At 72.1% G+C, this 25,559-nt stretch carries 20 protein-coding genes; 12 read left to right on the top strand and 8 right to left on the bottom strand.

All coding sequences use genetic code 11. From position 1 onward, the window contains the following. Positions 1 to 129: 129 nt before the first annotated feature. Positions 130 to 1,023, bottom strand: a complete 894-nt coding sequence (gene serB, locus NCCP_RS02760; protein WP_149955579.1) for a phosphoserine phosphatase SerB — start codon at positions 1,021 to 1,023, stop codon at positions 130 to 132. Between the two features lie 124 nt (positions 1,024 to 1,147). Here serB and NCCP_RS02765 point away from each other — a divergent pair, with 124 nt between their 5' ends. The 5 genes from NCCP_RS02765 (at position 1,148) to NCCP_RS02785 (ending at position 5,199) form a co-directional block, all read left to right on the top strand. Further along, positions 1,148 to 1,939 carry an ABC transporter ATP-binding protein gene (locus NCCP_RS02765; protein ID WP_149955581.1) on the top strand — a complete coding sequence of 264 codons (792 nt, stop codon included), beginning with the start codon at positions 1,148 to 1,150 and terminating at the stop codon, positions 1,937 to 1,939. A gap of 17 nt (positions 1,940 to 1,956) precedes the next feature. Next, entirely contained in the window at positions 1,957 to 2,754 is a 798-nt protein-coding gene (locus NCCP_RS02770; protein ID WP_149955583.1) for a sulfite exporter TauE/SafE family protein, read from the top strand. Beyond that, complete coding sequence (locus NCCP_RS02775; RefSeq protein ID WP_149955585.1) at positions 2,754 to 3,560, top strand: TrmH family RNA methyltransferase; 807 nt, start codon at positions 2,754 to 2,756, stop codon at positions 3,558 to 3,560. The genes NCCP_RS02770 and NCCP_RS02775 overlap by 1 nt, the downstream gene beginning before the upstream one ends. A 194-nt stretch (positions 3,561 to 3,754) precedes the next feature. Further along, on the top strand, positions 3,755 to 4,009 hold the full coding sequence (locus NCCP_RS02780) for a type B 50S ribosomal protein L31 (protein WP_149955587.1): 255 nt from the start codon (positions 3,755 to 3,757) through the stop codon (positions 4,007 to 4,009). Positions 4,010 to 4,110: 101 nt separating this feature from the next. Further along, entirely contained in the window at positions 4,111 to 5,199 is a 1,089-nt protein-coding gene (locus NCCP_RS02785) for a lipoate-protein ligase LplAB (protein WP_414727693.1), read from the top strand. Positions 5,200 to 5,341: 142 nt separating this feature from the next. Here NCCP_RS02785 and pepN read toward each other — a convergent pair whose 3' ends face one another. Beyond that, positions 5,342 to 7,993, bottom strand: coding sequence for an aminopeptidase N (gene pepN / locus NCCP_RS02790; RefSeq protein ID WP_149955591.1), 2,652 nt, complete (start codon positions 7,991 to 7,993; stop codon positions 5,342 to 5,344). A 155-nt stretch (positions 7,994 to 8,148) separates the two neighbouring features. Here pepN and NCCP_RS02795 point away from each other — a divergent pair, with 155 nt between their 5' ends. The 3 genes from NCCP_RS02795 to NCCP_RS02805 are packed head-to-tail and all read left to right on the top strand — an operon-like array spanning position 8,149 to position 11,541. Further along, a complete protein-coding gene (locus NCCP_RS02795) occupies positions 8,149 to 9,720 on the top strand; it encodes a circularly permuted type 2 ATP-grasp protein (protein WP_149955593.1) in 1,572 nt (523 codons plus the stop codon). A gap of 52 nt (positions 9,721 to 9,772) precedes the next feature. Next, positions 9,773 to 10,699: an alpha-E domain-containing protein gene (locus NCCP_RS02800; RefSeq protein ID WP_149955595.1), complete on the top strand. Its 927-nt coding sequence runs from the start codon at positions 9,773 to 9,775 to the stop codon at positions 10,697 to 10,699. Next, positions 10,696 to 11,541, top strand: coding sequence for a transglutaminase family protein (locus NCCP_RS02805; RefSeq protein WP_149955597.1), 846 nt, complete (start codon positions 10,696 to 10,698; stop codon positions 11,539 to 11,541). Before NCCP_RS02800 ends, NCCP_RS02805 begins: the two co-directional genes overlap by 4 nt. 28 nt (positions 11,542 to 11,569) lie before the next feature. Here NCCP_RS02805 and NCCP_RS02810 read toward each other — a convergent pair whose 3' ends face one another. Continuing rightward, positions 11,570 to 13,057, bottom strand: coding sequence for an SDR family NAD(P)-dependent oxidoreductase (locus NCCP_RS02810; RefSeq protein ID WP_149955599.1), 1,488 nt, complete (start codon positions 13,055 to 13,057; stop codon positions 11,570 to 11,572). A gap of 73 nt (positions 13,058 to 13,130) precedes the next feature. Continuing rightward, a complete protein-coding gene (gene glgC / locus NCCP_RS02815) occupies positions 13,131 to 14,378 on the bottom strand; it encodes a glucose-1-phosphate adenylyltransferase (protein ID WP_172627269.1) in 1,248 nt (415 codons plus the stop codon). A 94-nt stretch (positions 14,379 to 14,472) separates the two neighbouring features. On the opposite strand from glgC, the gene glgA reads away from it, so the two are divergent. Then, positions 14,473 to 15,672, top strand: coding sequence for a glycogen synthase (gene glgA / locus NCCP_RS02820; RefSeq protein ID WP_149955603.1), 1,200 nt, complete (start codon positions 14,473 to 14,475; stop codon positions 15,670 to 15,672). Positions 15,673 to 15,795: 123 nt separating this feature from the next. On the opposite strand, the gene NCCP_RS02825 is transcribed toward glgA, so the two are convergent. From NCCP_RS02825 to NCCP_RS02835, 3 genes are all read right to left on the bottom strand, one after another. After that, positions 15,796 to 17,367 carry a glycosyltransferase family 39 protein gene (locus tag NCCP_RS02825; protein ID WP_149955605.1) on the bottom strand — a complete coding sequence of 524 codons (1,572 nt, stop codon included), beginning with the start codon at positions 17,365 to 17,367 and terminating at the stop codon, positions 15,796 to 15,798. Positions 17,368 to 17,502: 135 nt separating this feature from the next. Further along, entirely contained in the window at positions 17,503 to 19,758 is a 2,256-nt protein-coding gene (locus tag NCCP_RS02830) for an acyl-CoA dehydrogenase family protein (protein ID WP_149955900.1), read from the bottom strand. Then, positions 19,755 to 20,546, bottom strand: a complete 792-nt coding sequence (locus NCCP_RS02835) for a TetR/AcrR family transcriptional regulator (RefSeq protein ID WP_225873641.1) — start codon at positions 20,544 to 20,546, stop codon at positions 19,755 to 19,757. Before NCCP_RS02835 ends, NCCP_RS02830 begins: the two co-directional genes overlap by 4 nt. 76 nt (positions 20,547 to 20,622) lie before the next feature. Between NCCP_RS02835 and NCCP_RS02840 the strand changes: the two genes are divergently transcribed. The 3 genes from NCCP_RS02840 (at position 20,623) to NCCP_RS02850 (ending at position 24,256) form a co-directional block, all read left to right on the top strand. After that, complete coding sequence (locus NCCP_RS02840; RefSeq protein WP_149955609.1) at positions 20,623 to 21,957, top strand: acetyl-CoA C-acetyltransferase; 1,335 nt, start codon at positions 20,623 to 20,625, stop codon at positions 21,955 to 21,957. An 80-nt stretch (positions 21,958 to 22,037) separates the two neighbouring features. Further along, positions 22,038 to 23,333 (top strand): 3-oxoacyl-ACP reductase, encoded by a 1,296-nt coding sequence (locus NCCP_RS02845; RefSeq protein WP_149955901.1) that lies wholly within the window; start codon positions 22,038 to 22,040, stop codon positions 23,331 to 23,333. Continuing rightward, positions 23,330 to 24,256, top strand: a complete 927-nt coding sequence (locus NCCP_RS02850; protein ID WP_149955611.1) for a MaoC family dehydratase — start codon at positions 23,330 to 23,332, stop codon at positions 24,254 to 24,256. Before NCCP_RS02845 ends, NCCP_RS02850 begins: the two co-directional genes overlap by 4 nt. On the opposite strand, the gene NCCP_RS02855 is transcribed toward NCCP_RS02850, so the two are convergent. Then, positions 24,253 to 25,482 (bottom strand): ammonium transporter, encoded by a 1,230-nt coding sequence (locus NCCP_RS02855; RefSeq protein ID WP_149955902.1) that lies wholly within the window; start codon positions 25,480 to 25,482, stop codon positions 24,253 to 24,255. The two genes, NCCP_RS02850 and NCCP_RS02855, sit on opposite strands and share 4 nt — an antisense overlap. Positions 25,483 to 25,559: the final 77 nt, after the last annotated feature.

Genomic DNA, 25,559 nt, shown 5'->3' on the forward strand with positions numbered 1-25,559 from the left:
GCCTGTGTGCCTCTGGGCACGGGGCGCGCCGCGCAGGCTGCCGGCGCAAGTGGAAAGCCCGGCCCCCGCCCCTGGCAGCGGGCAGGGGACCGCCGGCGGTCCGCCGGCTGTTGCCCGGACGTGAGGCTTCTACAGGCCCAACAGGTCCCCGATAATGTCCAGCCGCGGCATGTCGATCGCGGCGTCGGCCTGCGTGCGCAGCGCCGGCTTCGCGTTGAACGCCACGCCCAGGCCGGCGGCCCGGACCATGTCCAGGTCGTTTGCGCCGTCTCCGGCGGCGATGGTGTGTTCCAGGGGGATGCCCAGCCCGGCGGCCCACTGGCGCAGGAAGTCCTCCTTGGCTGCGCGGTCCACGACCGCCCCGTTGACCCGCCCGGTCAACACCCCGTCCTCGATGCCCAGGTCGTTGGCGCGGGCGAAGTCCAGGCCCAGCTCCGCGGCAAGCGGGTCAAGCACCTGGCGGAACCCTCCCGAGACGACGCCCACGTGGTGGCCCGCCGCGTGGAAGGCCGCAACCAGTTCGCGGGCACCCTCGGAGAGTTCGACGGCGGCGCGCACCTGGTCGATCACTCCCGCGTGCAGGCCGGCCAGGGTGGCCACGCGGGCGTGGAGCGACTGGGCGAAATCCAGTTCCCCGCGCATCGCGGCCTCGGTGACGGCGGCGACCTCCTCCTCCTTGCCCGCGTGGGCGGCCAGCAGTTCGATCACCTCCTGCTTGATGAGCGTGGAGTCGACGTCCATGACCAGCAGCAGCTTCGGGGCGGCGGCGAGGGCCGCGGGCACGACGGCGGCGCCGGCGCCGGAGCCGCCCTCGATGCCTTCCACGGCGTCGGAGACCGCCGCGCGCAGGGCCGCCACGTCGTCCCCGGCCACGGCCACGCGCGCACCAACCCGGCCGGGCCGGCTGAATTCTTCGGTGCCGAGGACCGTGAAGCCGGCGGCGGCGATTGCATCATCCAACCCCTCGGGCGCGGCGGGGTCGGCGGCAGGGCGGTAGTGGACGACGTAGGCGGAGGTCTGCATGCCTGCAATTCTCCCCGTTGGGGGCACCGCCGCGCCAATCCGTGCCCGGCGGCGTCCCGGCGCGGCGGCGCTCCGGGGCGTCCCGGTTCGCCGTTGGAGGGGACGCTGACCTAGTGTTCTCCGTATGAATGAAGTGCTGGATTTCGCCGGCGTCAACGTGGTCCGCGGGCGCAAACGGCTCCTGAAGGACATCGACTGGCAGGTCAGGGAGGGGGAGCGCTGGGTGGTGCTCGGCCCCAACGGCGCGGGCAAGACCACCTTGCTGCAGATCGCCGCGTCCCGGATGCACCCCACCTCCGGCCGCGCCGGGATCCTCGGGGAGCTCATGGGCGCCGTGGACGTGTTCGAGCTGCGCCCGCGGATTGGCCTGTCCTCCGCGGCCCTGGCCACCCACATTCCGGAGCATGAGACGGTGCTCGACGTCGTTGTCACCGCCTCCTACGGGACTACCGGCCGCTGGCGCGAGCAGTACGAGCGCATGGACCAGCGCCGCGCCTTCGGCCTGCTCCACGAATGGGGCATGTCCACCATGATCAACCGCCCGTTCGCCTCGCTGAGCGAGGGGGAGCGCAAGCGCGTGCAGATCGCCCGCGCCCTGATGACCGACCCGGAGCTGCTGCTGCTGGACGAGCCGGGTGCCGGGCTGGACCTGGCCGGGCGCGAGGACCTGGTCCGGCGCCTGTCCGAACTCGCCGCCGATCCCGAGGCCCCCGCCGTCGTGCTGGTCACCCACCACCTGGAGGAGGTCCCGCCGGGCTTCACCCACGCACTGCTGCTGCGCGAGGGCGCCGTGGTTGCCGCCGGACCGATCGGCTCGACGCTCACCGAGGCCAACCTCGGGGCGACCTTCGGCACCCCGCTGGAGGTCACCGAGCGCGAGGGGCGCTACACCGCCGTCGCCCGCCGCACCGCCTAGCCGCGGATCTTCGGCGCGTGGACTTCTGGCGCGAAGCGCTCATCCTGCTCGGCGGCCTGTGGGCCGGAACGATCAACACCATCGTCGGTTCCGGCACGCTGGTGACGTTCCCGATCCTGGTCGCACTGGGCTACAACCCGGTCAATGCGGTGATCTCCAACGCGATGGGCCTGGTGGCGGGGGGATTCTCCGGCGCCTGGGGCTACCGCCGCGAGATCGCCACCATGAAGCGCACGCTGCTGCGCCTGCTGCCGCTGTCCCTGCTGGGCGGGCTGGCGGGCGCGTGGCTGCTGCTGCACCTGCCCGAATCGGTCTTCGCCGTCGTTGCGCCGGTGCTGATTGCCCTGGCGGTGCTGCTGGTGATCTTCCAGCCGCGGCTGTCCGCATGGGTGAAACGGCGCCAGGAGGCCGGACACGTCTCCCCGGAGACCGTGGACTCCCGTCCGATCAGCCCGGTGCTCTACGTCCTGGTGTTCCTCACCGGGGTGTACGGCGGCTACTTCACGGCCGCGCAGGGCGTGATCCTGATGGCGGTCTTCGGGGTCTTCCTGCACGGGACGCTGCAGCAGTCGAACGCGATCAAGGTGATCCTCACCCTGGCCGTGAACCTGGTGGCCGCCGTGTCCTACCTGCTGTTCGCCTTCGAACGCATCGACTGGGCCGTGGTGGTGCTCATCGCCGCCGGTTCGCTGGTGGGCGGGTTCGTTGGCGCGAAGGTGGGGCGCAGGCTCTCTCCGGGCTGGCTGCGCGCCGTCATCGTGGGGTTGGGCCTGGTGGCGCTGGTGAACATGGCCGGGCGACTGGTGGCCGGCTGATGCCCGTTATCCGCCTGGAAAGCTCCGCCGACCCGCGCGTCGCCGACTACGTCGCCCTTTCCGACGCGGCCCTGCGCCAGCGCACCGACCCTGTCCGCGGCCTCTACATCGCCGAAAGCTCCAAGGTGCTGCGCCGGGCACTGGCCGCCGGGCACGTCCCGCGCTCCTTCTTCCTGGCCGAAAAGTGGCTGGACGGGCTGGCCGACGTCCTGGACGCCCACCCGGACGTGCCCGCGTTCGTGGGCAGCCCCGGCGTGCTGGAGGAGATCACCGGGTTCCACCTGCACCGCGGGGCGCTGGCCGCCATGAACCGGCCCGAGCCCCGCGACCCGGCCGCGCTGCTGGCCGGTGCCCGGCGCGTCGCGATACTGGAGGACATCGTCGACCACACCAACCTGGGTGCGATCTTCCGCTCCGCCGCCGGGCTGGGGTTCGACGCCGTGCTGGTAACCCCGCGCAGCGCCGACCCTCTCTACCGGCGCTCCATCCGGGTGAGCATGGGCACCGTGTTCCAGGTCCCCTGGGCGCGGCTGGACGCCTGGCCGGAGGGCCTGGGACTGCTGCGCGGGCACGGGTTCGTGGTCGCCGCCATGGAACTGACCGAGGACGCGGTCCCCATCGACGTGCTGGCCGCCGAAAACCCGCCCCGGCTTGCACTGGTGCTCGGGACCGAGGGGGCCGGGGTCTCGCCCGCGGCCCTGGCCGGGGCGGACCGGACGGTGCTGGTGCCGATGCGGCCCGGCGTCGATTCGCTCAACGTCGCGGCCGCCTCCGCGGTCGCCTTCTGGGAGTTGCGCGCCCGCTAGCCCCTGCCGAGCCCCCCGCGCCCGGTCCGCGGGCTTGCCCGGGCCCGGGCAGCGGCGGGGGAAGGCGTGTACGGGTTGGCGTGTCCGGGTTGGGCCGGCAGGGCCCGTGGGATATAGTGGATAGTCGGCCCGGACTGGGCCGATCATCCATTGGCCCCTGGCAAAATCCAGGGGCGCGAACAAAGGTTTTACGCATGAAGGCTGACATCCACCCGCAGTACGCCCCGATCGTTTTCAACGACCTGGCTTCCGGCGAGAAGTTCCTGACCCGCTCCACCGCGACCTCCAACAAGACCATCGAGTGGGAGGACGGCAACACCTACCCGGTCATCGACGTCGAAATCTCCGCCGCTTCCCACCCGTTCTACACGGGCAAGCAGCGCATCATGGACTCCGCCGGCCGCGTGGAGCGCTTCAACGCCCGCTTCAAGAACTTCGGCAAGAAGTAAGTCTTCACGCCCACGCAGCGAAGGGACCCCCTTGGGGGTCCCTTCCTCGTTTCCGGGACAGCGGCCCACCGGGTCCCGGAAACGTAAAACTGATCCCTAAAATGGTTGGCATGCCGAACAACCTGCCTCCCTCCGGCCCCGGCCTCCACGGCGAATACAAGGTCCCCGGCGGAAAGCTTGTGGTCGCGGACCTGGTGGCCCGGGAGGGGCGGATCCTGTCGGCCAGCATCAACGGGGATTTCTTCCTCGAACCCGACGAAGTCCTGGCCGACATCAATGCGGCCCTGGCGGGGCTGCCCGCCGACACCTCACACGCGGCCCTGCGCGACGCCGTCGCCGCCGCCGTGCCCGCCGGCGCGGTGATGTTCGGGTTCGACGCCGCGGCGGTGGCCCTCGCGGTCCGCCGCGCGCTGGGATACGCCACCACCTGGACCGACCACGACTGGGAGATCCTGCCCCCGGAACCGCTGCCCATCGCCGAGCAGGTGGCCCTCGACGAGGTCCTGACCCGCGAGGTCGCCGCCGGCAGCCGCAACCCGACGCTGCGGCTGTGGGAATGGCGGGAGCGTTCCGTGGTCATCGGCAGCTTCCAGTCGCTGCGCAACGAGGTGGACCCGTTCGGGGCCGACCGGCACGGCGTCACGGTGGTGCGCCGCATCAGTGGGGGCGGGGCCATGTTCATGGAGCCGGGCAACGCCATTACCTACTCCCTGTACCTGCCGGCCTCGCTGGTGGACGGGATGGGCTTCGCCGACTCGTACCCGTTCCTGGACGACTGGGTCATCGAGGCCCTGGCGGGGGTCGGCGTCGAGGCTTTCTACAAGCCGCTGAACGACATCGCCACCCCGGCAGGGAAGATCGGCGGCGCCGCCCAAAAGCGCCTGGCCGGCGGCCTGCTGCACCACGTCACCATGAGCTACGACATTGACGCGGACAAGATGGCCGAGGTCCTGCGCATCAGCCGCGAAAAGCTCTCCGACAAGGGAGTATCAAGTGCCCGGAAGCGGGTGGACCCGCTCCGGCGGCAGACGGGCCTGGGCCGCACCCAAATCATCGAGCACATGATGTCCACGTTCGCCGCCCGCTACGGGGCCCGCCGGACCCGGCTGGGCGAAGGGTCCCTTGCCGCCGCCCGGGAACTGGCCCAAGCCAAGTTCCGCAGCCGGGAGTGGACCGCCCGGGTCCCCTAGGCCCGGGTGCCCCAGCCGCGGGTGCCCCAGCCGCGGCTCTCCCCGGCGCGTGACCAGCGCCCGCTGCCGGGGGCAGGCCAGGGCCGAAAATCGGCGGGGACGCGGGGTCCTAGCCTTCAGTCCAAGCCTTCAGCCCTGGCCTTCAATCCTGGGTTTCCGAAGCCGCCTGGGCCCGCAGGGACCGGGAGAGGTGGTCGCGCTGCTCGAGGACGATCCGGCGCAGCGCAGGCGGGGCCTCCGCGTTCTCCCTCAGCCACGCGTCGGCCGCCGCCAGCACCGGGTGCGCCTCGGGGCCCTCCGGCCCCAGGTCCTGGCGGCGCGGGAAAAGCCCCTCCACCACGCGGGTGGCCTGGCCGATGCTCATGCGGGACCAGATTCCCGACAACTCCGGCCAGTATCCGGCCGTGAAGCCGTCCAGCAGCTCGTGGCTTCCGATCCCAAATCCCCTGACCGCCGCGGAGAGCAGGTCATTGGAGAGCGCCCGGCCGTCGGGCCCGGCTCCGGACAGCGCCGCATCCCAGGCCTCCCGCTTGGCCTGGAGGCTCGGGCGGGCGGCCACGGCCACGGCGTGGCCCACCATAGCGACTGCGGAGGGCACGGCGGCGAGCTCCTCGTCCAGCCTGTCCACGTCCACCAGGGCCCGCGCGGCCGCCGCCTGCAGCAGCGCCCAACGCAGCTGCTCGTCCACGACCAGCCCGGGGATCGCCGCGTTCCCGGCCAGCAGGTCCACCACCGTCTCGTCGGCTCCGCCCGCCCGGGCCAGCGCGGCGAGGCTGCGTGCGAACGCCAGCTGGTGGTCCGAGCCCGGCTCCGCCGCGGCCAGGTGCCCGTGCACGGCCTCGACCAGCAGCTGGTGCTCGCCGGAGCGCAGCGCGGGGGAGCAGTAGGCCTCCACCGCCGTGGCGGCCTGCTCCAGCAGCTGCTGCAGCACCGAGACCTCGCGCGCCGAGGCCGCCATCCGCCGCACCGCGCCCAAAAAGCGCGGCGCCGGCAGGATCGCGTCGCGCACCATGTTCCACAGGGAGGCCCACGCGGTGGCCCGCGCGAGCGGCTCGTCCAGCGTGTCCAGATGACCCAGGAGGGTCTCCGCGGAGACCGGGTCCAGGCGCACCTTCGCGTAGGTCAGGTCCCCGTCGTTGGGCAGCACCAGCGCCGGGCGCGGCCGGCCCGCCAGCGCCCCCAGCTCCGTGGCGGCGCCGGTGGCCTCCACGTCCAGCGATCCGGTGCGTTCCAGCGCGCCCCCGCGCAGTTCGAACAGGCCCAGGCGCAGCAGGTGCGGGCGCAGGACCCGGGTGCCGGCCTGCGGGTCCCGGCCTTCCTGGCGCAGCGTCGCGGAGGTGAGCACCGCGCCCGGCCGGCCGCCGCCATCGTCCCCGAGCTCCACGCCCAACACGGGCACGCCGGCGGTGCGCAGCCAGGCGTCCGCCCAGGCGCCCATGTCCCGCCCCGAGGCGTCCTCCAGCGCGTCCAGGAAGTCGCGCAGCGTGGTGTTCCCGTAGGCGTGGCGGCGGAAGTAGCCGCGGGCCGCGGCAGTAAACGCGTCCCGGCCCACGTACGCCGCCAGCTGCTTGAGCACGGAGGCGCCCTTGGCGTAGGTGATGCCGTCGAAGTTTTGCCGGGCCGCCTCCAAATCCGGGATGTCGGCCACGATCGGGTGCGTGGTGGGCAGCTGGTCCTGCACGTAGGCCCAGGCCTTGCGCCGGCTGGCGAAGGTCACCCAGGCGGCCGGCCGGCCGGCGGCCTCGGCCGCGGCCAGGGTGCCCATGTAGTCCGCGAAGGACTCCTTGAGCCACAGGTCATCCCACCAGCGCATGGTGACCAGGTCCCCGAACCACATGTGGGCCATCTCGTGCAGCAGCGTGGTGTCCCGGGCCTCGTACTGCGCCTCCGTGGCGCGGGAGGTGAAGACGTAGGACTCGGTGAACGTGACCAGGCCCGGGTTTTCCATGGCGCCCAGGTTGTACTCGGGGACGAACGCCTGGTCGTACTTGCCCCACGGATAGGGGTAGCCAAAGAGGTCGTGGAAGAAGTCCAGGCCGCGCTTGGTGGTCTCGAAGATGGCGCCGGCATCGAAGTGCGGTGCGAGCGAGGCGCGGCAGGCCGCCCCGAGGGCCACCTCCAGGACGGTGCCGTCGGGGCCTTCCCGCCGCCAGCTGTCCGTGGCCCGGTGGTAGGGCCCGGCCAGCACGGCGGTGATGTAGGTGGGGATGCGGCGGGTGGGTTCGAAGAAGTGCGTCGTGGTGCCGTCGGGGTTTTCCTCGCGGCCGCGGGCGGCGCCGTTGGAGGCCACGTGCCAGCCGGCCGGAGCGGTGACGGTGAAGTCGAACTCGGCCTTCAGGTCCGGCTGCTCGAAGTTTGCGAAGACCCGCCGGGCATCGGCGGGCTCAAACTGGGTGTACAGGTAGGTTTCCCCGTCGGCGGGGTCCGTGTAGCGGTGCAGCCCCTCGCCGCTGGTGCTGTACAGGGCGGTTCCCTCGACGATGGCGGTGTTGCGTGCGGCCAGGCCCGGCAGCAGGATGCGGTCCCCGACGACGCAGCTGCCGGGGTCCAGCCGGTGACCGTTGAGCGTGACGGCGGAGACCCCGCCGTGGATGAAGTCCAGGAACGTGCCGGCACCCGGCTCCGAGCAGGAGAAAGTGACCCGGGTCCGCGACGGATACCCGGCGCGCTCCGGGTCGCGGGCTCCGGAGAGGTCCAAATGGACCTGGTAGGAGTCCACGGCCAGGATACGGGCCCGTTCGGCGGCCTCGGCGCGGGCAATGTTGCCGGCAGGCGGGTTTTCTGCGTCGTCCACGAGCCCATTCAACCAGCAAGCGCCGCGATTCCCGTGTGCTGGGCCCGGCCCGGCCCGGGCCGGAAAATGTGACGCGTCCCGTACCGGTGCAACACAGCGGCCCCCGGCGGCGGCGAATGTGCGCGTTGGCGCGCCGGCGTGAAAAGGTTGCACCTATGCCAGATCTATTTGAGGACTACGCCGCAGCACAGGGCCGGTCCGCCGCGTTCGACGAGATGTTCGGCAGGGACCACTCGGTCCGGGCCGAATATGTGCAGGTGGCCGCCGCGCTCGGCGAACTGACCCTTGACGACGTGACCGCCCGCGCCGACTCCATGGCCCGGACCTTCCTGGACCGGGGCGTCACGTTCGACTTCGCCGGCGAGGAACGTCCCTTTCCGCTGGACATCGTTCCCCGGGTGATCTCCAGCTCCGACTGGGACATCCTCGAGCGCGGCGTCGCCCAGCGGGTGAAGGCCCTGGAGGCGTTCCTCGACGATGTCTACGACAGGATGAACGTCGTGGCCGACGGGGTCGTCCCGCGCCGGCTGATCACCTCCAGCGCCCACTTCCACCGCCAGGTCCACGGCTTCCGCCCGGCCGGGGGCGTGCGGGTGCACATCTCCGGCATTGACATCGTGCGGGACCAGGAAGGCACCTTCCGGGTGCTTGAGGACAACGTCAGGGTCCCCTCCGGGGTCTCCTACGTGCTGGAGAACCGCCGGGCCATGGCCAAGGGCCTTCCGGAGGCGTTCGGCCAGCAGAACGTCCGGCACGTCGAGGAGTATCCGCGCCGCCTGCTGTCCGCGCTGCGCAAGACCGCGCCGGGCGGCATCGAGGACCCCACTGTCGTGGTGCTGACCCCCGGCGTGTTCAACAGCGCCTACTTCGAGCACACCCTGCTGGCCGGCCTCATGGGCGTCGAGCTGGTCGAGGGCCGCGACCTGGTCTGCCGCGGCAACCGGGTCTACATGCGCACCACCGCGGGCGAGCGCCGGGTGGACGTGATCTACAAGCGCATCGACGACGAGTTCCTGGACCCGCAGCAGTTCCGCTCCGACTCCGTCCTGGGCTGCCCGGGCATCGTCAACGCGGCCCGGGCGGGCGGGGTGACCATCGCGAACGCGGTGGGCAACGGCGTGGCCGACGACAAGCTCGTCTACACCTACGTGCCGGACCTGATCCGCTACTACCTCAGCGAGGAGCCGGTTATCCCGAACGTGGACACCTTCCGCCTCGAGGATGAGGCCGCGCGCGAGGAAGTCCTGGACCGCCTCGACGAACTGGTCGTCAAGCCCGTGGACGGATCCGGCGGCAAGGGCCTGGTGGTCGGCCCGGACGCCAGCCGCGAACAGCTCGATGCGCTGCGGGCCCGGGTGCTCAAGGATCCGCGCGGCTGGATCGCGCAGCCGGTCCTTCAGCTCTCCACCGTCCCGACCATGTCCGGCGGCCGCTTCAGCCCCCGCCACGTGGACCTGCGCCCCTTCGCCGTCAATGACGGCGAAGACGTCTGGGTGCTCCCGGGCGGGCTGACCCGCGTGGCGCTGAAGGAGGGATCGCTGATTGTGAACTCCTCCCAGGGCGGCGGCTCCAAGGACACCTGGGTCCTGGCCGACACCCCGCAGGAGCCGGAGGTACCGCTTCCCGCACCCCCGGAGGCCCCCCGGGAACGCACCCACCTGTGGCCGATCGACGTCGGCGTTGCCGATGACGGCGGCGCCGAAGAGCAGCCGGAGCAGCAGCAGTGAGCGCCGCCCGCCCCAATCACGCCGGCGTGCGCGCCGGGGAAGGACCCGCAGCATGCTGAGCCGCATCGCCGAATCGCTTTTTTGGATCGGCCGCTACATCGAGCGCGCCGACGGCACCGCCCGCATCCTCGATGTCCACCTGGAGCGCCTGAACCAGATGCCGCTGCGCCAGCAGCGGCAGGCCTCGCGTGAACTGCTGGCCATCATGGGCGCGCGCCCGGACACCGAGGACTTCGGGCTGCCCCAGCTGCTGCACCGGATGGCGTACGACACCACCAATGCCACCTCCATCTCAGGATCCCTCGGCGCGGCCAGGGAAAACGCCCGCCGGGCCCGGGAGACGGTTTCCGCCGCCGTGTGGGAGACCCTGAACACCACCTGGTACGGGCTGAGCCAGCACCGCAAGGACGTGGTGGGGACCTTTCATTTCTGCCAGTGGGCGCTGGAGCGCACGGCGATGGTGCGCGGCTCCGCTGAAAGCACCATGAGCCATGACGAGTCCTGGCATTTCCTGATGCTGGGGCGCAGCCTCGAGCAGGCAGACATGACGGCCCGGATGCTCTCCACCGCGGAGACGCAGGGCGGAGGCCTCTCGTGGGTCACCATGCTGCGCTGCGCCGGAGCCTACGAGTCTTTCCTGCGGACCCGTGGGGCCGCGTTCGACGAGCGCTACGCCGCCGAGTTCCTGCTGCTGGACCGGCTGTTCCCGCGCTCGATCGTGCACTCGCTCAGCGTCGCCGAACGCACGCTGCAGGAGCTGGACCCCAGCACCCAGCGCGTGGGGTTCCAGTCGGACGCCCGCCGCATCGTGGGGCAGGTGCGTTCCTTCCTGGAGTTCCATGAACCCGAAGACCTGATTCACGTGCTGCCCGAGCACACGGACCGCGTCCAGAAGGCCGTGGCGCAGGCCTCCAACTCCATCAGCCGCAAATACTTCTCGCCGGCCGCCGAGGCCGCGTGGGTAGGAGAGAATTCGTGACCCGCCTGAAGATCCGCCACATCACCCGCTACAGCTACGCCTCCCGGGTCGGGCTGAGCTACAACGAGGCGCGGATGTCCCCGCTGACGGACGCCCAGCAGGTGGTCCTGGAGTCCACCCTGGAGGTCTCGCCCAACCTGGCTGTCATCAGCGTCTACCGCGACTACTGGGGCACCCGGGTCACGGCCTTTGACATGACGGTCCCGCACGACTACCTCGAGGTGGACGCGCGGGCCACCGTGGAAGTCCACCGCCTGGAGCGCCCTGCGGAAGACGTGGCCGCCTGGGAGCTGCTGGGGACCGAAGCGGTGCTCAACGACTTCTCCGACTGGCTTCCCCAGTCCCAGCTGAGCGATCCGGGACCGGAGGTGCGCGACGCCGTCGCGGGCTTCCGCGGCCTGGGGAACCCGAACGACGCCGCACACGCGGTCTTCGGGTGGCTGCGCAACACGATGGAGTACGTTCCGGGGGTAACCGCGGTGCACTTCAACGCCGAGGACGCCTGGCGCGAACGCCGCGGCGTCTGCCAGGACTTGGCCCACGTGGGCATCGGGGCGCTGCGGAGCCTGGGCATTCCGGCCCGCTATGTGTCGGGGTACATCCACCCGCGCCCGGATGCCGCGGTGGGGGAAACCGTTGCCGGGCAGTCCCACGCCTGGCTCGAATGGTGGGACGGCGAGTGGCATTCCTGGGACCCCACCAACCATAAGCCGGCTGGCGACTTCCACGTCTCCGTGGCCCGGGGGCGCGACTACCGGGACGTGACCCCGCTCAAGGGCATCCAGACCGGCGGCGGGGCCTCGACCCTGGCGGTCTCCGTGGAGATCACCCGCCTCGCCTGAGGCGACCCCGGCGCGCCGGCCGTCTCCGTCACCAGGGGGACGGCCGGTAGTCCTTGAGGAAGCAGCCGTACAGGTCAATCCCGCGTTCGCCGTCGACGATGGGCTGGTAGACCCGGGCCGCGCCGTCGACCAGGTCCAGCGGCGCGTGCCATCCCTCGGCGGCCTTGCGCAGCTTGGCCTCGTGCGGGCGCTCGTCCGTGATCCACCCGGTATCCACCGCGGTCATCAGGATCCGGTCCGTCTCGAACAGCTCCTCGGCGGAGGTGCGCGTCATCATGTTCAGGGAGGCCTTGGCCATGTTCGTATGCGGGTGCCCGGCGCCCTTGTAGCGCCGGGAGAACTGGCCCTCCATGGCCGAGACGTTCACGACGTACTTGCGCCGGGCCGCGGAGGCGGCCAGCGCCGGGCGCAGCCTGCTGGCCAGCAGGAACGGCGCGGTCACGTTGCACAGCTGCACCTCCAGCAGTTCCAGCGCCTCCACCGACCCGAGGACTTGGGTCCAGCTGTTCTCGGTGACCAGGTCCGGAACCAGCCCGCCGGCGTCGATGGCGGTCCCCGCGGCGATGCGCTCCAGGGAGGCCGAGCCGGCCGTCATGGCCAGGGCCGCCAGCTTTTCCGGGGCGACCGTGCGGGTTTGTTCCAGGGCGCCGGTGGCCAGGTCGAAGGCCGCGGCCAGGGTTCGCGGGTGGGCCTCCGGGGCGTGCCCGGCTCCCCAGACCTCGGGACCGCCGTTGCCAGGTCCGAGTTCGGGGGGCAGCGGCACGGACTCGGCCCCGATCAGGTGGCGGTAGGCGTTGCCGGTGCGGCGCACGGTCTGCGCGGCGTTGTTGATCAGGATGTCCAGTGGACCTTCGGCCGCGGTGCGGTCGGCCAGGGCCACCACCTGCGCGGGGTCGCGCAGGTCGATGCCGACGATGCGCAGCCGGTGGAGCCAGTCCGCGCTGTCCGGCAGTGCCGCGAAGCGGCGGGCGGCGTCGCGCGGGAAACGGGTGGTGATGGTGGTGTGCGCGCCGTCGCGCAGCAGGCGCAGGGCGATGTGCATGCCGATCTTCGCCCGCCCGCCGGTGAGCAGGGCGCGGCGGCCGGTCAGGTCGGCCCGCGCGTCGCGGCGGTCGCGCCCCGCGCGGGCGCAGTCGGGGCACAGGTGGTGGTAGAAGGCGTCGACGGTGGTGTAGTCGGTCTTGCAGACGTAGCACCCGCGCGGGCGAAGGTACTCTCCCGCAGTGGCCCCCGCTGCCGAGGACACCAGCGGCAGGCCCTCGGTCTCGTCGTCCAGGCGGTCGGCGGCGCCGGTGGCGGTCAGTTCCATGGTGCGCCGGTCGGCATCGCGCACCTCCTGGCGGGCCATCGCGCGGCGGTACTTCTTCACTTCCTTGAACATCCTGCTGGTGGCGTGGCGCACGGCGATGTAGCTGTCGTCATCGTCGGGCAGGGTGTGGACGGCGCCGAGGACCCGCAGGCAGGTCTGCAGGTCCTCGGCGGTGAAGGCGGTTTCGGGGGAGAGCTGTTCAGTCATGACGGAAGGACTCTACCGTGCCCGGCGCCCGGGGTCCCATTGCGCGGTCCCGCGCAGGCGCCGCGGGACTGTCCTACACGGGGACCACCTGGCCCTTGCTGAGCACGGTCAGGCCGGAGTCGGTGACCGTAAACCCGCGGGCCCGGTCCTCGTCGGGGTCCACCCCGATCCGGGCCCCGGACGGGACCACGACGTTCTTGTCCAGGATCGCGTGCAGCACCCGGGCGCCTTCGCCCACGGTGACGTTGTCCATCAGCACCGACCCGGTCACGTGGGCGCCCTGGAGGACGGTGACATCGGTGCCGAGCACGGAGCGCTGCACCCGGGCACCGGAGATCACGACGCCGTTGCCCAGGATCGAGTCGTGGGCCTCGCCCTGGGTGCCGTCCGCCCCGCGGACCAGCTTGGCCGGAGGGGAGATCGTCTGCCGGGTGTACAGCGGCCAGTCATGGTTGTAGAGGTCGAACTGCGGGATGGGGGAGATGAGGTCCATGTGGGCGTCGTAGTAGGAATCCAGGGTGCCCACGTCGCGCCAGTAGTGGTGCCCGTCGGGGGAGGCGCCGGGGATGACGTTGGTGTCGAAGTCGTAGACCCCGCAGTCGTCCCGGGAGACGAACCAGGGCACGATGTCCCCGCCCATGTCGTGCTTGGTGTGCTCGTTCTTGGCGTCCCGCTCGAGGGCTTCGACCAGAGCGTCCGTGTTGAAGACGTAGTTGCCCATGGAGGCCAGGAAGGAGGACGGGTCGTCCTCCAGCCCGGCGGTGGTCTCGGGCTTCTCGACGAACGCGGCGATGCGTCCGGGGCGGGCGGGGTCGGTCTCGATCACGCCAAACTGGTTGGCCAGCGCGAGCGGCTGGCGCACGGCCGCCACGGTGGCGGAGAGCCCCGAGGCGATGTGAGCCTCGACCATGGCGGAAAAGTCCATGCGGTAGACGTGGTCCGCACCGACGACCACCACGTAGTCGGGCTGGTCGTCGTGGATCAGGTTCATCGACTGGTAGATGGCGTTGGCCGAGCCGAGGAACCAGTCCTTGCCCATGCGCTGCTGCGCCGGAACGGAGGCAACATAGTTGCCCAGCTGCGTGGACATGCGCCACGTCTCCGAAATGTGACGGTCAAGGCTGTGCGACTTGTACTGGGTCAGGACGACGATTCGCCGGTAGCCGGAGTTCACGACGTTGGAGAGTGCAAAGTCGATCAGCCGGTAGCTGCCCCCAAACGGAACCGCGGGCTTGGCCCGGTCCGCCGTCAGCGGCATCAGGCGCTTGCCCTCGCCTCCCGCCAGCACAACGGCGAGTACCTTCCTTGGTGCCATGGTCAATCCCCCGTGGATCTTCTGGTCCGGTCCTTCTGACCGTGTTGGACACTACGGCTTCACACTATGGGAAGGGCCACATTTCGACTACGTTGTAAACGTGCGCGTAGACATTGTTACCAAAGAATTCCCGCCCGCGATCTATGGCGGCGCCGGGGTCCATGTGGCCGAACTCGGGCGGGTCCTGGCCCCGCTGCTGGACCTGAGGGTCCGGGCCTTCGGCGATCCCCGCCCCGAGGACTACCACGGCGCGCACGTGAGCAGCTATGGGGTGCCGGCCGAGTTGGCCACGGCCAATCCCGCGGTGCAAACCCTGGGCACCGACCTGGCGATCCTTTCCGACCTCCAGGGCGCCGACCTGGTCCATTCCCACACCTGGTACGCGAACATGGCCGGGCACCTCGGTTCCCTGCTGCACGGAATCCCGCACGTGGTCAGTGCCCACTCCCTGGAGCCGCTGCGGCCCTGGAAGGCCGAGCAGCTCGGCGGCGGCTATGCCCTGAGCTCCTGGGCCGAGTCCACGGCCTACCATGGGGCCGCCGCCGTCATCGCCGTCTCGGCGGGCATGCGGGCGGACATCCTGCGCGCCTACCCGGGCATCGACCCGGCCAGGGTCCACGTGGTGCATAACGGCATCGACGTCGGCACCTGGCGCCCGGATCCCCGGACCGACGCCCTGGTCCGGCTCGGAATCGATCCGGACCGGCGCTCCGTCGCCTTCGTGGGGCGCATCACCCGCCAGAAGGGCGTCCCCTACCTGCTGCGCGCCGCCGCCCTGCTGCCCCCGGACGTGCAGCTGGTGCTCTGCGCCGGCGCGGCGGACACCCCCGAACTGGCGGAGGAGGTCAACGGCCTCATCGAGGGCCTGCGCGCGACCCGTGACGGGGTGGTGGTGATCGAGGGGATGCTGCCGCGCGCCGACGTCGTACAGATCCTCTCCCACGCGACCGTCTTCGCCTGCCCCTCGGTCTACGAGCCGCTGGGCATCGTGAACCTCGAGGCCATGGCCTGCGGCACCGCCGTCGTTGCCAGCGCCGTCGGAGGCATTCCCGAGGTCGTGGCCGACGGGGAAACCGGCTACCTGGTTCCGCTCGAGCAGCTCCAGGACGGCACCGGCACGCCGCTGGACGCCGAGGGGTTCGTGGCGGACTTCGGGGCCGCGCTCAACCGGGCCCTGGAGGATCCGGAGCGGGCCGCGGCGATGGGCCGGGCCGGCCGCGAACGTGCGGCCGCCAACTTCAGCTGGGAGTCCATCGCCGAGAAGACCCTGGAGGTCTACCGCACCGCCCTCGCCGGATAGAGTCCTCGCCGGATAGAAGCCGGCCCTCCGCGAGCCGCGTTCCCGGACCCGCCCCCGAACCCGCCGTCCGGGCACACCTGCGCATGGCCGGGCCCGGCTGGCGCCGGCGGCGGGGAGCCGCCGCTAGCCGGCGCAGTCGTATTCGCGCAGCTGCGTGCCGGCAAACTCCGTCCAGGAGCGCACCAGCGTGCACCCGGCGTCCTCGAACGCCTCCAGCTCCGGGGTCTTCCGGCGGGTATCGGAGATCCACCAGACCTGGCCGCGCCCCGCCAGCTGCTCCGCGGTGACCTTGCGGTAGCTGCCCCACAGGGTGCCGGCGGCCACCCTGTCCCGGCTCTGGGTGAGGTCCTCCACGGCGGCGTACAGTGCGGGGTAGGCGACAAAGCGGTAGCGGTCGTGCGCCCGGTTGGGGACGATCGCGGCGCCCGGCCCGCTGAACGCCGCCACAGTCTGCGCAACTTCCCGCGTGGGCACCGAGGCGCCGCCGTTGTGCAGCCGCACCCACGGCTGGAAGAGCATGCCCAGCCCGATCACCGCGCACAGTGCGGCCGCCCCGGCCACCCGGGCCGCCCCCGCGGCCCGGGCCATCCTGTCCGCCGGCACCCGTGGCCGCCGCGCCAGCAGGACGGCCAGCCCGGAGCCGACCAGCAGCGCCAGGAAAGGGGCCGTGTAGGTCAAATACCGGTTCCGGTAAGCCGGCTCCCCGAACACCTGCAGCGCCAGGACGCCCAGGAACGGCAGCACCAGTCCGCACAGGCCCACCCCGGCCAGCAGGCGGGTGGCCGGGCCCGGGGGCTGTGCCGAGCGGGTGCGCGCGGCGGCCACCAGGCCCACGACCACCAGGAGCAGGGAGAGCAGGGCCAGCGCCGCCATCCACGGGCCGATCCACCCGGTGGCCCGGGTGGTCCCCGAGTAAAACTGGTTCACGCCGAGTTCGAACAATCCGTTCTCAAGGGGGCGGATCCAGGAAACCTGCCCCTGCTGCTGGATGCAGCGGTAGATGAACGGCAGGCAGATGGCCCCGGCCGCGGCGGAGGCCGCCAGGGTGGCCACCGGACGCCGGCGCAGCAGCAGGGCGGCACCGGCCAAGGCGGCCACGCCGAAGGCGAAGAACATGAACATGACCACCCCCGCCACGGCCACCGCCACGTACGCGGCCCAGTCGCGGAAGCGTCCGGTCCGCCAGGCCCGCAGCAGGACCAGCGCCAGCAGGGCGGAGAGGGCCGCGGTCAGGGCGTACTGGCGGATCTCGGTGCCGGCCCACATCATCCTCGGCATCACCGCCAGCACCGTGCCGGCCAGCACCCCGGTGGCGCGGGTGCCCATCCGCTGGCCCAGCACCACCGTCAACCCGCAGGCCGCCGCCGCCGCCAGCGCCGACGGCACGCGCAGGGACGCCTCGGAGACGCCGAACCAGCCGGTCCAGAAGTGCATCAGTCCGTAGTAGGCAGCGTGGACCAGGTCAACGTGCGAGGCCAGCCGCCACAGCTCCGCCAGCGGCCGGGTTGCGCCGGTGACCGTCGCCGCCTCGTCGTACCACATGCTGCGGACCCAGCTGCCCGCGAACACGACCAAAAAGGCCGCGGCGGCCACGAGCCAGGCATCGCCCGGATAGACCCGTCCGTTGCCCGGGGCGGGCGTGGCGGGCCGTGCGGGCCCGGGGGCGGGCGGGAACTGCGTTTGCGTTGTCACCATATTGCCAGCGTCCGATGCTCGGGACCGGTTTCCGCGGCCCAGCGTAGCGCGGACGCCGCGCGATGGGGAGGGCAGCCGGGGGGCCGGTTCCGCGTGCCTCCCGCCCGCTCAGGTGGACGGGGGAGGCGCGCTGAGCTACTGGGCAGGATCGGGCTCCTGGGCGGGGCCGGGCTCCTGGGCAGGGCCGGGCTCCTGGGCGGGGCCGGGCTCCGGGACCGCCGGACGCGGGCGCTCGGGCGGCACCTCCTCCGCGGGCGCGTCAGCCGCGGCCCGCCGCCGGCGTGCGTGCTCCAGGGCTTCGGTCTGGCGCCCGGCCTCGGCGCCGGTGGCGATCGGGGCGCGCAGGTGCTCTGGGCCGTAGCCGAACGCATCAACCAGGTCCTGCGCATGCGGCCGCAGGCGCTCCAGCAGGCGGTTGACGTAGGGGCCCACGGTGCGGGCGCGCTGCGCGGAGAGGCGGCCGCGCACCAGGTACCAGGCCAGGTGCTTCTCCACCAGACACAGGCCAAACACGTTGCGCAGCCACGTCAGGACTGTCCTGGTGCCCGGATCCGCGACGCGCTCCAGGCCCCGCGTGAAGGCCTCCCACTGCAGGAGTTCGGCATGGGCGGCGGCGGCGGCAATGATCTCCTCCTGGTGCCGGTTGAACAGTTGCGCGGACTGGGCCCGCGGCAGCTGGGAGGCCCCGCGCAGCACTCCGGCGACCTCGGCGACCATGGTCCGGGCCCGGTCGGTGAGCAGGTCCCGCTGGGTGGCCGCGTCCTTGAGGACCACGGCGGCGCGGGCGCCGGAGCCGGTGTCGGTGACGGTCTGCGCCAGGCGGCGCAGGCCGGTGCGGCTGAGCGCGGCGCTGCCGGCCTGGCGGACGACGTACCGGGCCAGCACGCCGGCGTTGAGATGGCGGAACTCCTCGGCGTAGTCGGCCAGCAGGCGCTTGGCGACCAGCTGCAGGAGCACGTTGTTGTCGCCCTCGAAGGTTGCGTAGACGTCCAGGTCGGCGCGCAGGCCCACGAGGCGGTTCTCGGCCAGGAACCCCGCGCCGCCGCAGGCTTCGCGGCACTCCTGCAGGGTGTCCAGCGCGTGCCAGGTGGAGGCCGGCTTCAGCGCCGCGGCCAGGGTTTCCAGGTCCTGCCGGTCGGCGTCGGTGTCCAGGGCTCCGGAGAAGACGTCGTCGAACTTTTCCAGCAGTTCCTCGTGCGCGAACGCTGCGGCATAGGTGGTGGCCAGGCGTGGGATCAACCGTCGCTGGTGGCGCTGGTAGTCCAGCAGCACCTCCTCGGCGGTGCTGGAGGAGGCATGGAACTGGCGGCGCTGGTTGGCGTAGGTGACCGCGATCTGCAGCGCCGCCTTGCTCGCGGCGACAGCCGCGCCGTCCAGGGAGACCCGGCCCTGGACCAGGGTGCCCAGCATGGTGAAGAAGCGCCGGCCCGGGCTGGCGATGGGGGAGGAGTAGGTGCCGTCCGGGGCGACGTCGCCGTAGCGGTTCAGCAGGTTGGTCCGCGGGATGCGCACCCGGCTGAAATGCAGGCGGCCGTTGTCGACGCCGTTCAGGCCGCCCTTGAGGCCGTCGTCCTCGCCGCCAATGCCGGGCAGGAAGCCGTTGCCGTCCCGGATCGGCACGTAGAACGCGTGCACTCCGTGGTTGACCCCGCGGGTGATGAGTTGGGCAAAGACGACGGCGGCCCGCCCGTGCAGCGCCGCGTTGCCCAGGTAGTCCTTCCACGCCCCGCGGAACGGGGTGTCGATGACGAACTCGCCGCTTTCGGCATCGTAGGTGGCCGTGGTGGCGATGCTGGCGACGTCGGACCCGTGCCCGGTTTCCGTCATCGCGAAGGCGCCGGGCACTTCCAGCGACATGATGCCGGGAAGCCACTTCTCGTGGTGTTCGGCGGTGCCCAGGTGCAGCACCGCCGAGCCGAACAGCCCCCACTGCACGCCGGCCTTGATCTGCAGGGAGGGGTCGGCGAGCACCAGCTCCTCGAAGGCGGCGATGTTCCCGCCATGGTTGTCCGCGCCGCCGAAGCGGGCCGGGAAGGCCCGCTGGATGGCCCCGTTCTCCACCAGGTAGGACAGCTGGGACAGGACGCGCGCCCGGTGCTCCTCCATGCCCAGTCCGGGAACGCCCCGGACCTCGGGGCGGCCGGCCAGGTCGCGGGAGGCCCGCCGCTCCTCCGCCCACCGGCCCAGCAGCTGCGCGCCGAGGGCCTGGACGTCGACGCTGGCCCGGACTTCGGGGGCGGTGGAGGCCTGAACAGCGGGGTCGGCCCGACCGGGGTTGGCCTGTCCGTCGGGAGAGCGGGCGCCGGCGGGGGAGCGGGCGCCGGCGGGGGAGCGGGCGCCGGCGGGGGAGCGGGCGCCGGCGGGGGAGCGGGCGCCGGGCGCCGGGGTCATTCCGGAGGCATGGGCCACGTCGGGTGCCTTTCTGCGGTTTCCTGCCGGGTGCTCCCGGCGATGCCGTGCGCAAGCCACCCGGTGAGGGTGTGCGCGAGTTCCGCGGCAGAAGGACGTTCCGGTCCGGGGGCCTGGCGCAGCCAGGCCTCGCCGGCGGTGCGGACCATGCCCAGCGCCGCGCGCGGCCAGAAGGCGAGCGCGGCCGCGGTCCCCCCGGGGCCCTCCGGACTGTTGTCCACCGGACCGCTTTCCTCCACACCGCAGCGCTCCGGGCCGGTGCCGCGGGAGGCCAGGTAGGCGTGCATCCCCTCCCGCATCATCGCGAGGACCTCGTCGAAGAAGGCGTCGAGCTCCCGGCCGTGGGCCCGGGCCGCCGGGCCGGAGCCGGCCTCGCGGTCGGTGGTCACGAAGAAGTACACGTTGGGGGAGGTCTCGGCCATGCGCAGGTATGCCGACACCATGGCGCGCAGGCCCTCCTCGGCCGAGGCGGCCCCGCGTCCGGCGGCAAGCACCTCCGCCCGCGTCCGTCCGATGACCACCTCGCCCACGGCCTGGCGCAGGCCGTCCTTGTCCCCGAAGTAGCGGTAGAAGACGGATTTGCTGGTGCCCGCGGCCGCGGCGATGTCCTCCATGGGGGCGCCCGGGCCGAGCCTGTGCACGGCGCCCCGGGCCGCCTTGACCAGGTCGAGGCGCCGCTGGCGCCGGTGGCCGTCCCAGCGCGCCGACCGTCCGTCGGCGGCCGGCCGACCCTCCGTGGCCGGCTGATCCGTCCCCGTGATCTGCTTCACGCTACGCAGCGTATCAGGTACGCTCGGTATCGGTAACCTTTCCGCCGGTTTGCATGCTTCCAAAGGAGCTCCGCCCATGGCCGCGTCCCCCGAGAACACCGTCCCGCAGGCCTCCCGGAATGCGGCAGGCGGGGTGCGTCCCGCCGTCGTCATCGGGGGCAACCGCATCCCGTTCGCCCGGGCCCACGGCCACTACGCCCACGCCTCCAACCAGGACATGCTCACTGCGGCGATTGACGGGCTCGTGGCCCGCTTCGGTCTGCAGGGCCAGCGCCTCGGCGCGGTCGCCGGCGGCGCGGTGCTGAAGCATCCGCGCAATTTCAACCTGGTTCGGGAGGCGGTGCTGGCCACGGCCCTGGCCCCGGACACCCCCGCCTACGACGTGCAGATGGCCTGCGCCACCGGGATGGAGGCGATCGGTTCGCTGGCCAATAAGATCAGGCTGGGACAGCTCGAATCGGGCATCGGCGGCGGGGTCGACTCCACCTCCGACGCCCCCATCGCGGTCAGCGAGGGCCTGCGCAGGATGCTGCTGGAACTCCACCGCGCCAAGACCGCCAGGCAGAAGCTGGCCGCCGTGGCCCGGCTGCGCCCCCGGGACCTGGCCCCCGATGCCCCGGGTACCGCGGAGCCGCGCACCGGGCTGTCCATGGGGGAGCACCAGGCCCTGACCACCGCGGCATGGGGAATTACCCGCGAGGCGCAGGACCAGCTCGCGCTGGCCAGCCACCGCAACCTCGCGGCGGCCTACGAGCGGAACTTCTTCGACGACCTGATCACCCCCTACCGCGGGCTGGCGCGGGACGCGAACCTGCGCGCTGACACCAGTGCGGAAAAGCTGGCCTCGCTCCAGCCCGTTTTCGGCAAGGACCTGGGAACCACGGCGACGATGACCGCCGGCAACTCCACCCCCCTCACCGATGGGGCCGCCACCGTGCTGCTGGGCTCCGAGGATTTCGCCCGGCAGCACAACCTGCCGATGCTGGCGAACTTCCTGGACTTCGAGGCCGCCTCCGTGGACTTCGTGCGGGGCCGCGAGGGCCTGTTAATGGCCCCGGCCTACGCCGTGCCCCGCCTGCTGGAACGCAACGGCCTGTCCCTCCAGGACTTCGACTTTTACGAAATCCACGAGGCGTTCGCCGGCACCGTCCTGAGCACCCTCGCCGCCTGGGAGGATGCCGGCTTCTGCCGCAACAAGCTGGGCCTGGACGCCCCGCTGGGACCCGTGGACCGCAGCCGGCTCAACGTCAACGGTTCCTCCCTCGCGGCCGGCCACCCGTTCGCCGCCACCGGAGGGCGAATCGTGGCCACCCTGGCGAAGCTGCTCCACGAGAAGGGCTCGGGCCGCGGCCTGGTCTCCGTCTGCGCCGCAGGCGGGCAGGGCGTCGCCGCGATCCTGGAGGCACGCTGAGCAGGGGGGCCGGGAACACCGGCGCCACGCACGCCCGGGGGGCCTACCCTGCCCTCGTGAATTCCGCCCTGGCGCGGGGCATGGCCCGGAAGGCGGGCCTGCCCTGGCCGGCGCCCCTGCGCCGCCACCGTCCCGGGGACCCGCTGGTGCCCGGGACGGTGCTCGTCCTCGGCGGAGGCGCCGCGGCCGGGGCAGCTGAGGAGATCCTGCGCGGGTGGGGGGTGGAGGTGCGCCGGAACAGTGGCGGGGCCGGGCCCCTGGGGGCAATCGTGCTTGCCCTGGACGCGCTGCGGGCGCCCGCGGACCTCTCCGCCCCCGCGCTGGCCACAGGACAGGCGCTGCGCCAGCTGGTGCCCGGCGGGCGGGTCGTCGCCTACCTGCGCGGCGAGGCCGGGGACGCCGGCGATCCGGTTCGCGCCGCCGCCCGCCGGGGAGCCGAGGGGTTCCTCCGTTCGCTGGCGCGCGAGCTGCGCGGGGGCGCCACCGCCAACGGGATCGTGCTCGGCGGCGAAACGCTCTGCGCCGATGCGCCCTCCGCGGTCGCCGCCCTGCGTTTCCTGCTCTCCGGCCGCAGCGCCTACGTCGACGGGCAGTTGGTGCGCGTGGACACCACCGCCGGTACCCTGCCCGTGGACTGGGAACTCCCGCTCCAGGGCAAGGTCGCGGTCGTCACCGGGGCCGCGCGGGGCATCGGCGCTGCCATCGCCCGCACCCTGCGCCGGGACGGGGCCAGCGTGGTCGGGGTGGACGTGCCCGCCGCGGGCGAGGCCCTGGCCGCCGTGGCCAGCCAGGTGGGCGGAACCGCCCTGCAACTGGACATCGTGCGGCCCGACGCCGGCCAGGCGATCCTGGCGCACGCCCGGGAGCGGCACGGGCGGCTGGACATCGTGGTGCACAACGCCGGCATCACCCGCGACAGGCTGCTGGCCAACATGGACAGGTCCCGCTGGGAGTCCGTGGTAGCCGTGAACCTCGAATCCCAGCTGCGCATGAACGCCACTTTTTTCGATGCGGGGTTGCAGGGGCTGCGGATCGTCTCGCTGGCCTCCACCAGTGGCATTGCCGGCAACCGGGGCCAGACCAACTACGCCGCCTCAAAGGCGGGGGTGATGGGGATGGTCGGGGCCAGCGCCGCGGCCGCGGCGGCACTCGGCGGCGGCATCAACGCCGTGGCCCCGGGTTTCATCGAGACGGACATGACGGCCGCGGTCCCGCTGGCGACCCGCGCCGCCGCGCGCCTGCTGATGCCCTCGCTGATGCAGGGAGGGCTGCCGGTGGACGTGGCCGAGGCTGTCGGATTCCTCGCCTGGGACGCGGCAGCGGGCATCAACGGGCAGACGCTGCGGGTGTGCGGGCAGAGCCTGGTGGGCGCGTGAGCGCGCCGGAACGCGCCGACGTCGTGCTCGGTTCCGTTCCCAAACTTGGGCCCCTCTATGCCGCAGCCGCGGGTAAGCAGGCTGCCGGGTGGCGGCGCCGGCGGGCCGTGCGGGGACGCGGCCCCGGCGCTCCGGAGGAGGTGCTGCGGCTGCCCGCGGTCCGCCACGTGGTGCGCGGGGTGGCTGCCGATCCCGGACGCCTGGCCGCCTACCAGCGGCTGGTGGGGGATGCCCTCCGGGACACACTGCCCAGCGTCTACGTCCACGGACTGGCCTTCCCGGTGGCGGTCGGCGTCATGGTCCGCGCCGACTTTCCGCTGCCGCTGTTGGGGATGGTGCACTTGGGCAACGTGGTGGAGCACAGCCGGCCCATTGGCGTGGGGGAGGAACTGGAGATCGCCGCCTGGCCGGAGAACCTGCGCGCGCACCGGGCCGGAACGCGGGTGGACATGGTGGTGGAGGCCTCCGCCGGAGGGGTGCCCGTCTGGCGGGGCGTCTCCACCTACCTCGCCAAAGGCATCGGTGCCGCGCCCGAACTGGCCCCCGGAGAACCACGGGCCTGCCTTCCGCCGGCGCCCACGGCGCGGTGGCAGCTGGACGCGGCCACCGGCAGGGCCTATGCCGCAGTGCTGGGGGACTATAACCCCATCCACCTGGGGGTCCTGCCCGCGAAGGCGCTGGGCCTGAAGAGGCCGATCGCCCACGGCATGTACCTGGCCGGGCGGGTGCTGGCCACTGCCGCCCCCAACGACTGCGGCTACCGCTGGAGCATCCGCTTCGAGGCCCCGGTGTTCCTGCCCGGCACGGTGGAGGTCGCGCTGGGTCCGCACAACGGCACGGTGGATTTTGAGGGCTGGAATGCGGCGTCCGGGCGGCGGCACTTCGCGGGCCGCGTCGGGGCCCTGCCGCCGGCGGAAACCTAGGCGCGCATCCGTTCGGCCCCGCCCGTCCCGGACAGGGCGAACTCGTAGGCGGTTTCGGCATGTTCGGCCACATCGATGCCGGCAAGTTCGTCCTCGCGGCTGATCCGGAAGCCGATGGTGGCGTGGATAGCCGCCGCGAGGACCAGCGTGACGGCCCCGGAAAGCAGGATGGTGACCAGGACCGCCACCAGCTGGGCCACCAGCTGCCCCAGCCCGCCGCCATAGAAGAGCCCGCCATCGGCGCCGTCGGCCGGAAGCGCAACCAGGCCCAGGGCCAGGGTGCCGACCACGCCGGCCACCAGGTGGACGCCCACCACGTCGAGCGAGTCGTCATAGCCAAACCGGTACTTCAGCCCCACCGCCAGGGCGGACACCACGCCGGCGGCCAGGCCCAGGGCCACCGCCGCCAGGGGGCTGACGTTGGCGCAGGCAGGAGTGATCGCCACCAGGCCGGCCACGACGCCCGAGGCGGCACCCAGCGAGGTGGGGTGGCCGTCGCGGACCTTTTCCGTCGCGATCCAGCCGAGCAGCGCGGCCACCGGCGCGGCCAGGGTATTGACCCAAATCAGTCCGGCCTGTTCGGCCGTGGTGGCCGCTCCAGCGTTGAAGCCGAACCAGCCGAACCACAGCAGGCCCGCGCCGATCATGACAAAGGGGATGTTGTGCGGGCGGTGGGCCGGATCCTTTCCGAACCCGAGGCGCGGGCCCAGGACCAGGGCCAGGACCAGGGCCGCGGTGCCGGAACTGATCTCGACGACCGTTCCGCCGGCGAAGTCGATCACCGGGCCGAACACGGAGCCCAGGGCCCCGTCCGGGCCCAGCAGCCCCCCGCCCCAGACCATGAACGCCAGCGGTGCGTAGACCAGGGTGACCCAGGCCGGGACGAAGGCGGCCCAGGCGCTGAACTTGGCGCGGTCGGCGATGGCGCCACTGATCAGGGCCACCGTGACCATGGCGAACGTTGCGCTGTACCCGGCCTTGACCAGGTCGGAAGTGCCCAGCAGGTCCTGCAGGCCAAAGCTGGCGAAGGGGTTTCCGAACAGCCCCCCGACACCCTGGCCCACGGTCATGGAGTAACCCCACAGGACCCACACGACGCCCACGATGCCCGCCGAGGCGAAGCTCATCATCATCATGTTCAGGACGGCCTTCGCGCGCGTCATCCCACCGTAGAAAAGCCCCAAGGCCGGTGTCATCAGCAGCACCATCGCCGCCGAAACCATCATCCACACGTCCTGCGCGGTGAGCTGCACCTGCGTTCCTTCCCGTCACGAATCCGCCATCCCGGTCCGCTGCTGCCGTC

It is taken from the genome of Zafaria cholistanensis (genome assembly GCF_008580665.1).
Taxonomy (GTDB): Bacteria; Actinomycetota; Actinomycetes; order Actinomycetales; family Micrococcaceae; genus Zafaria; species Zafaria cholistanensis.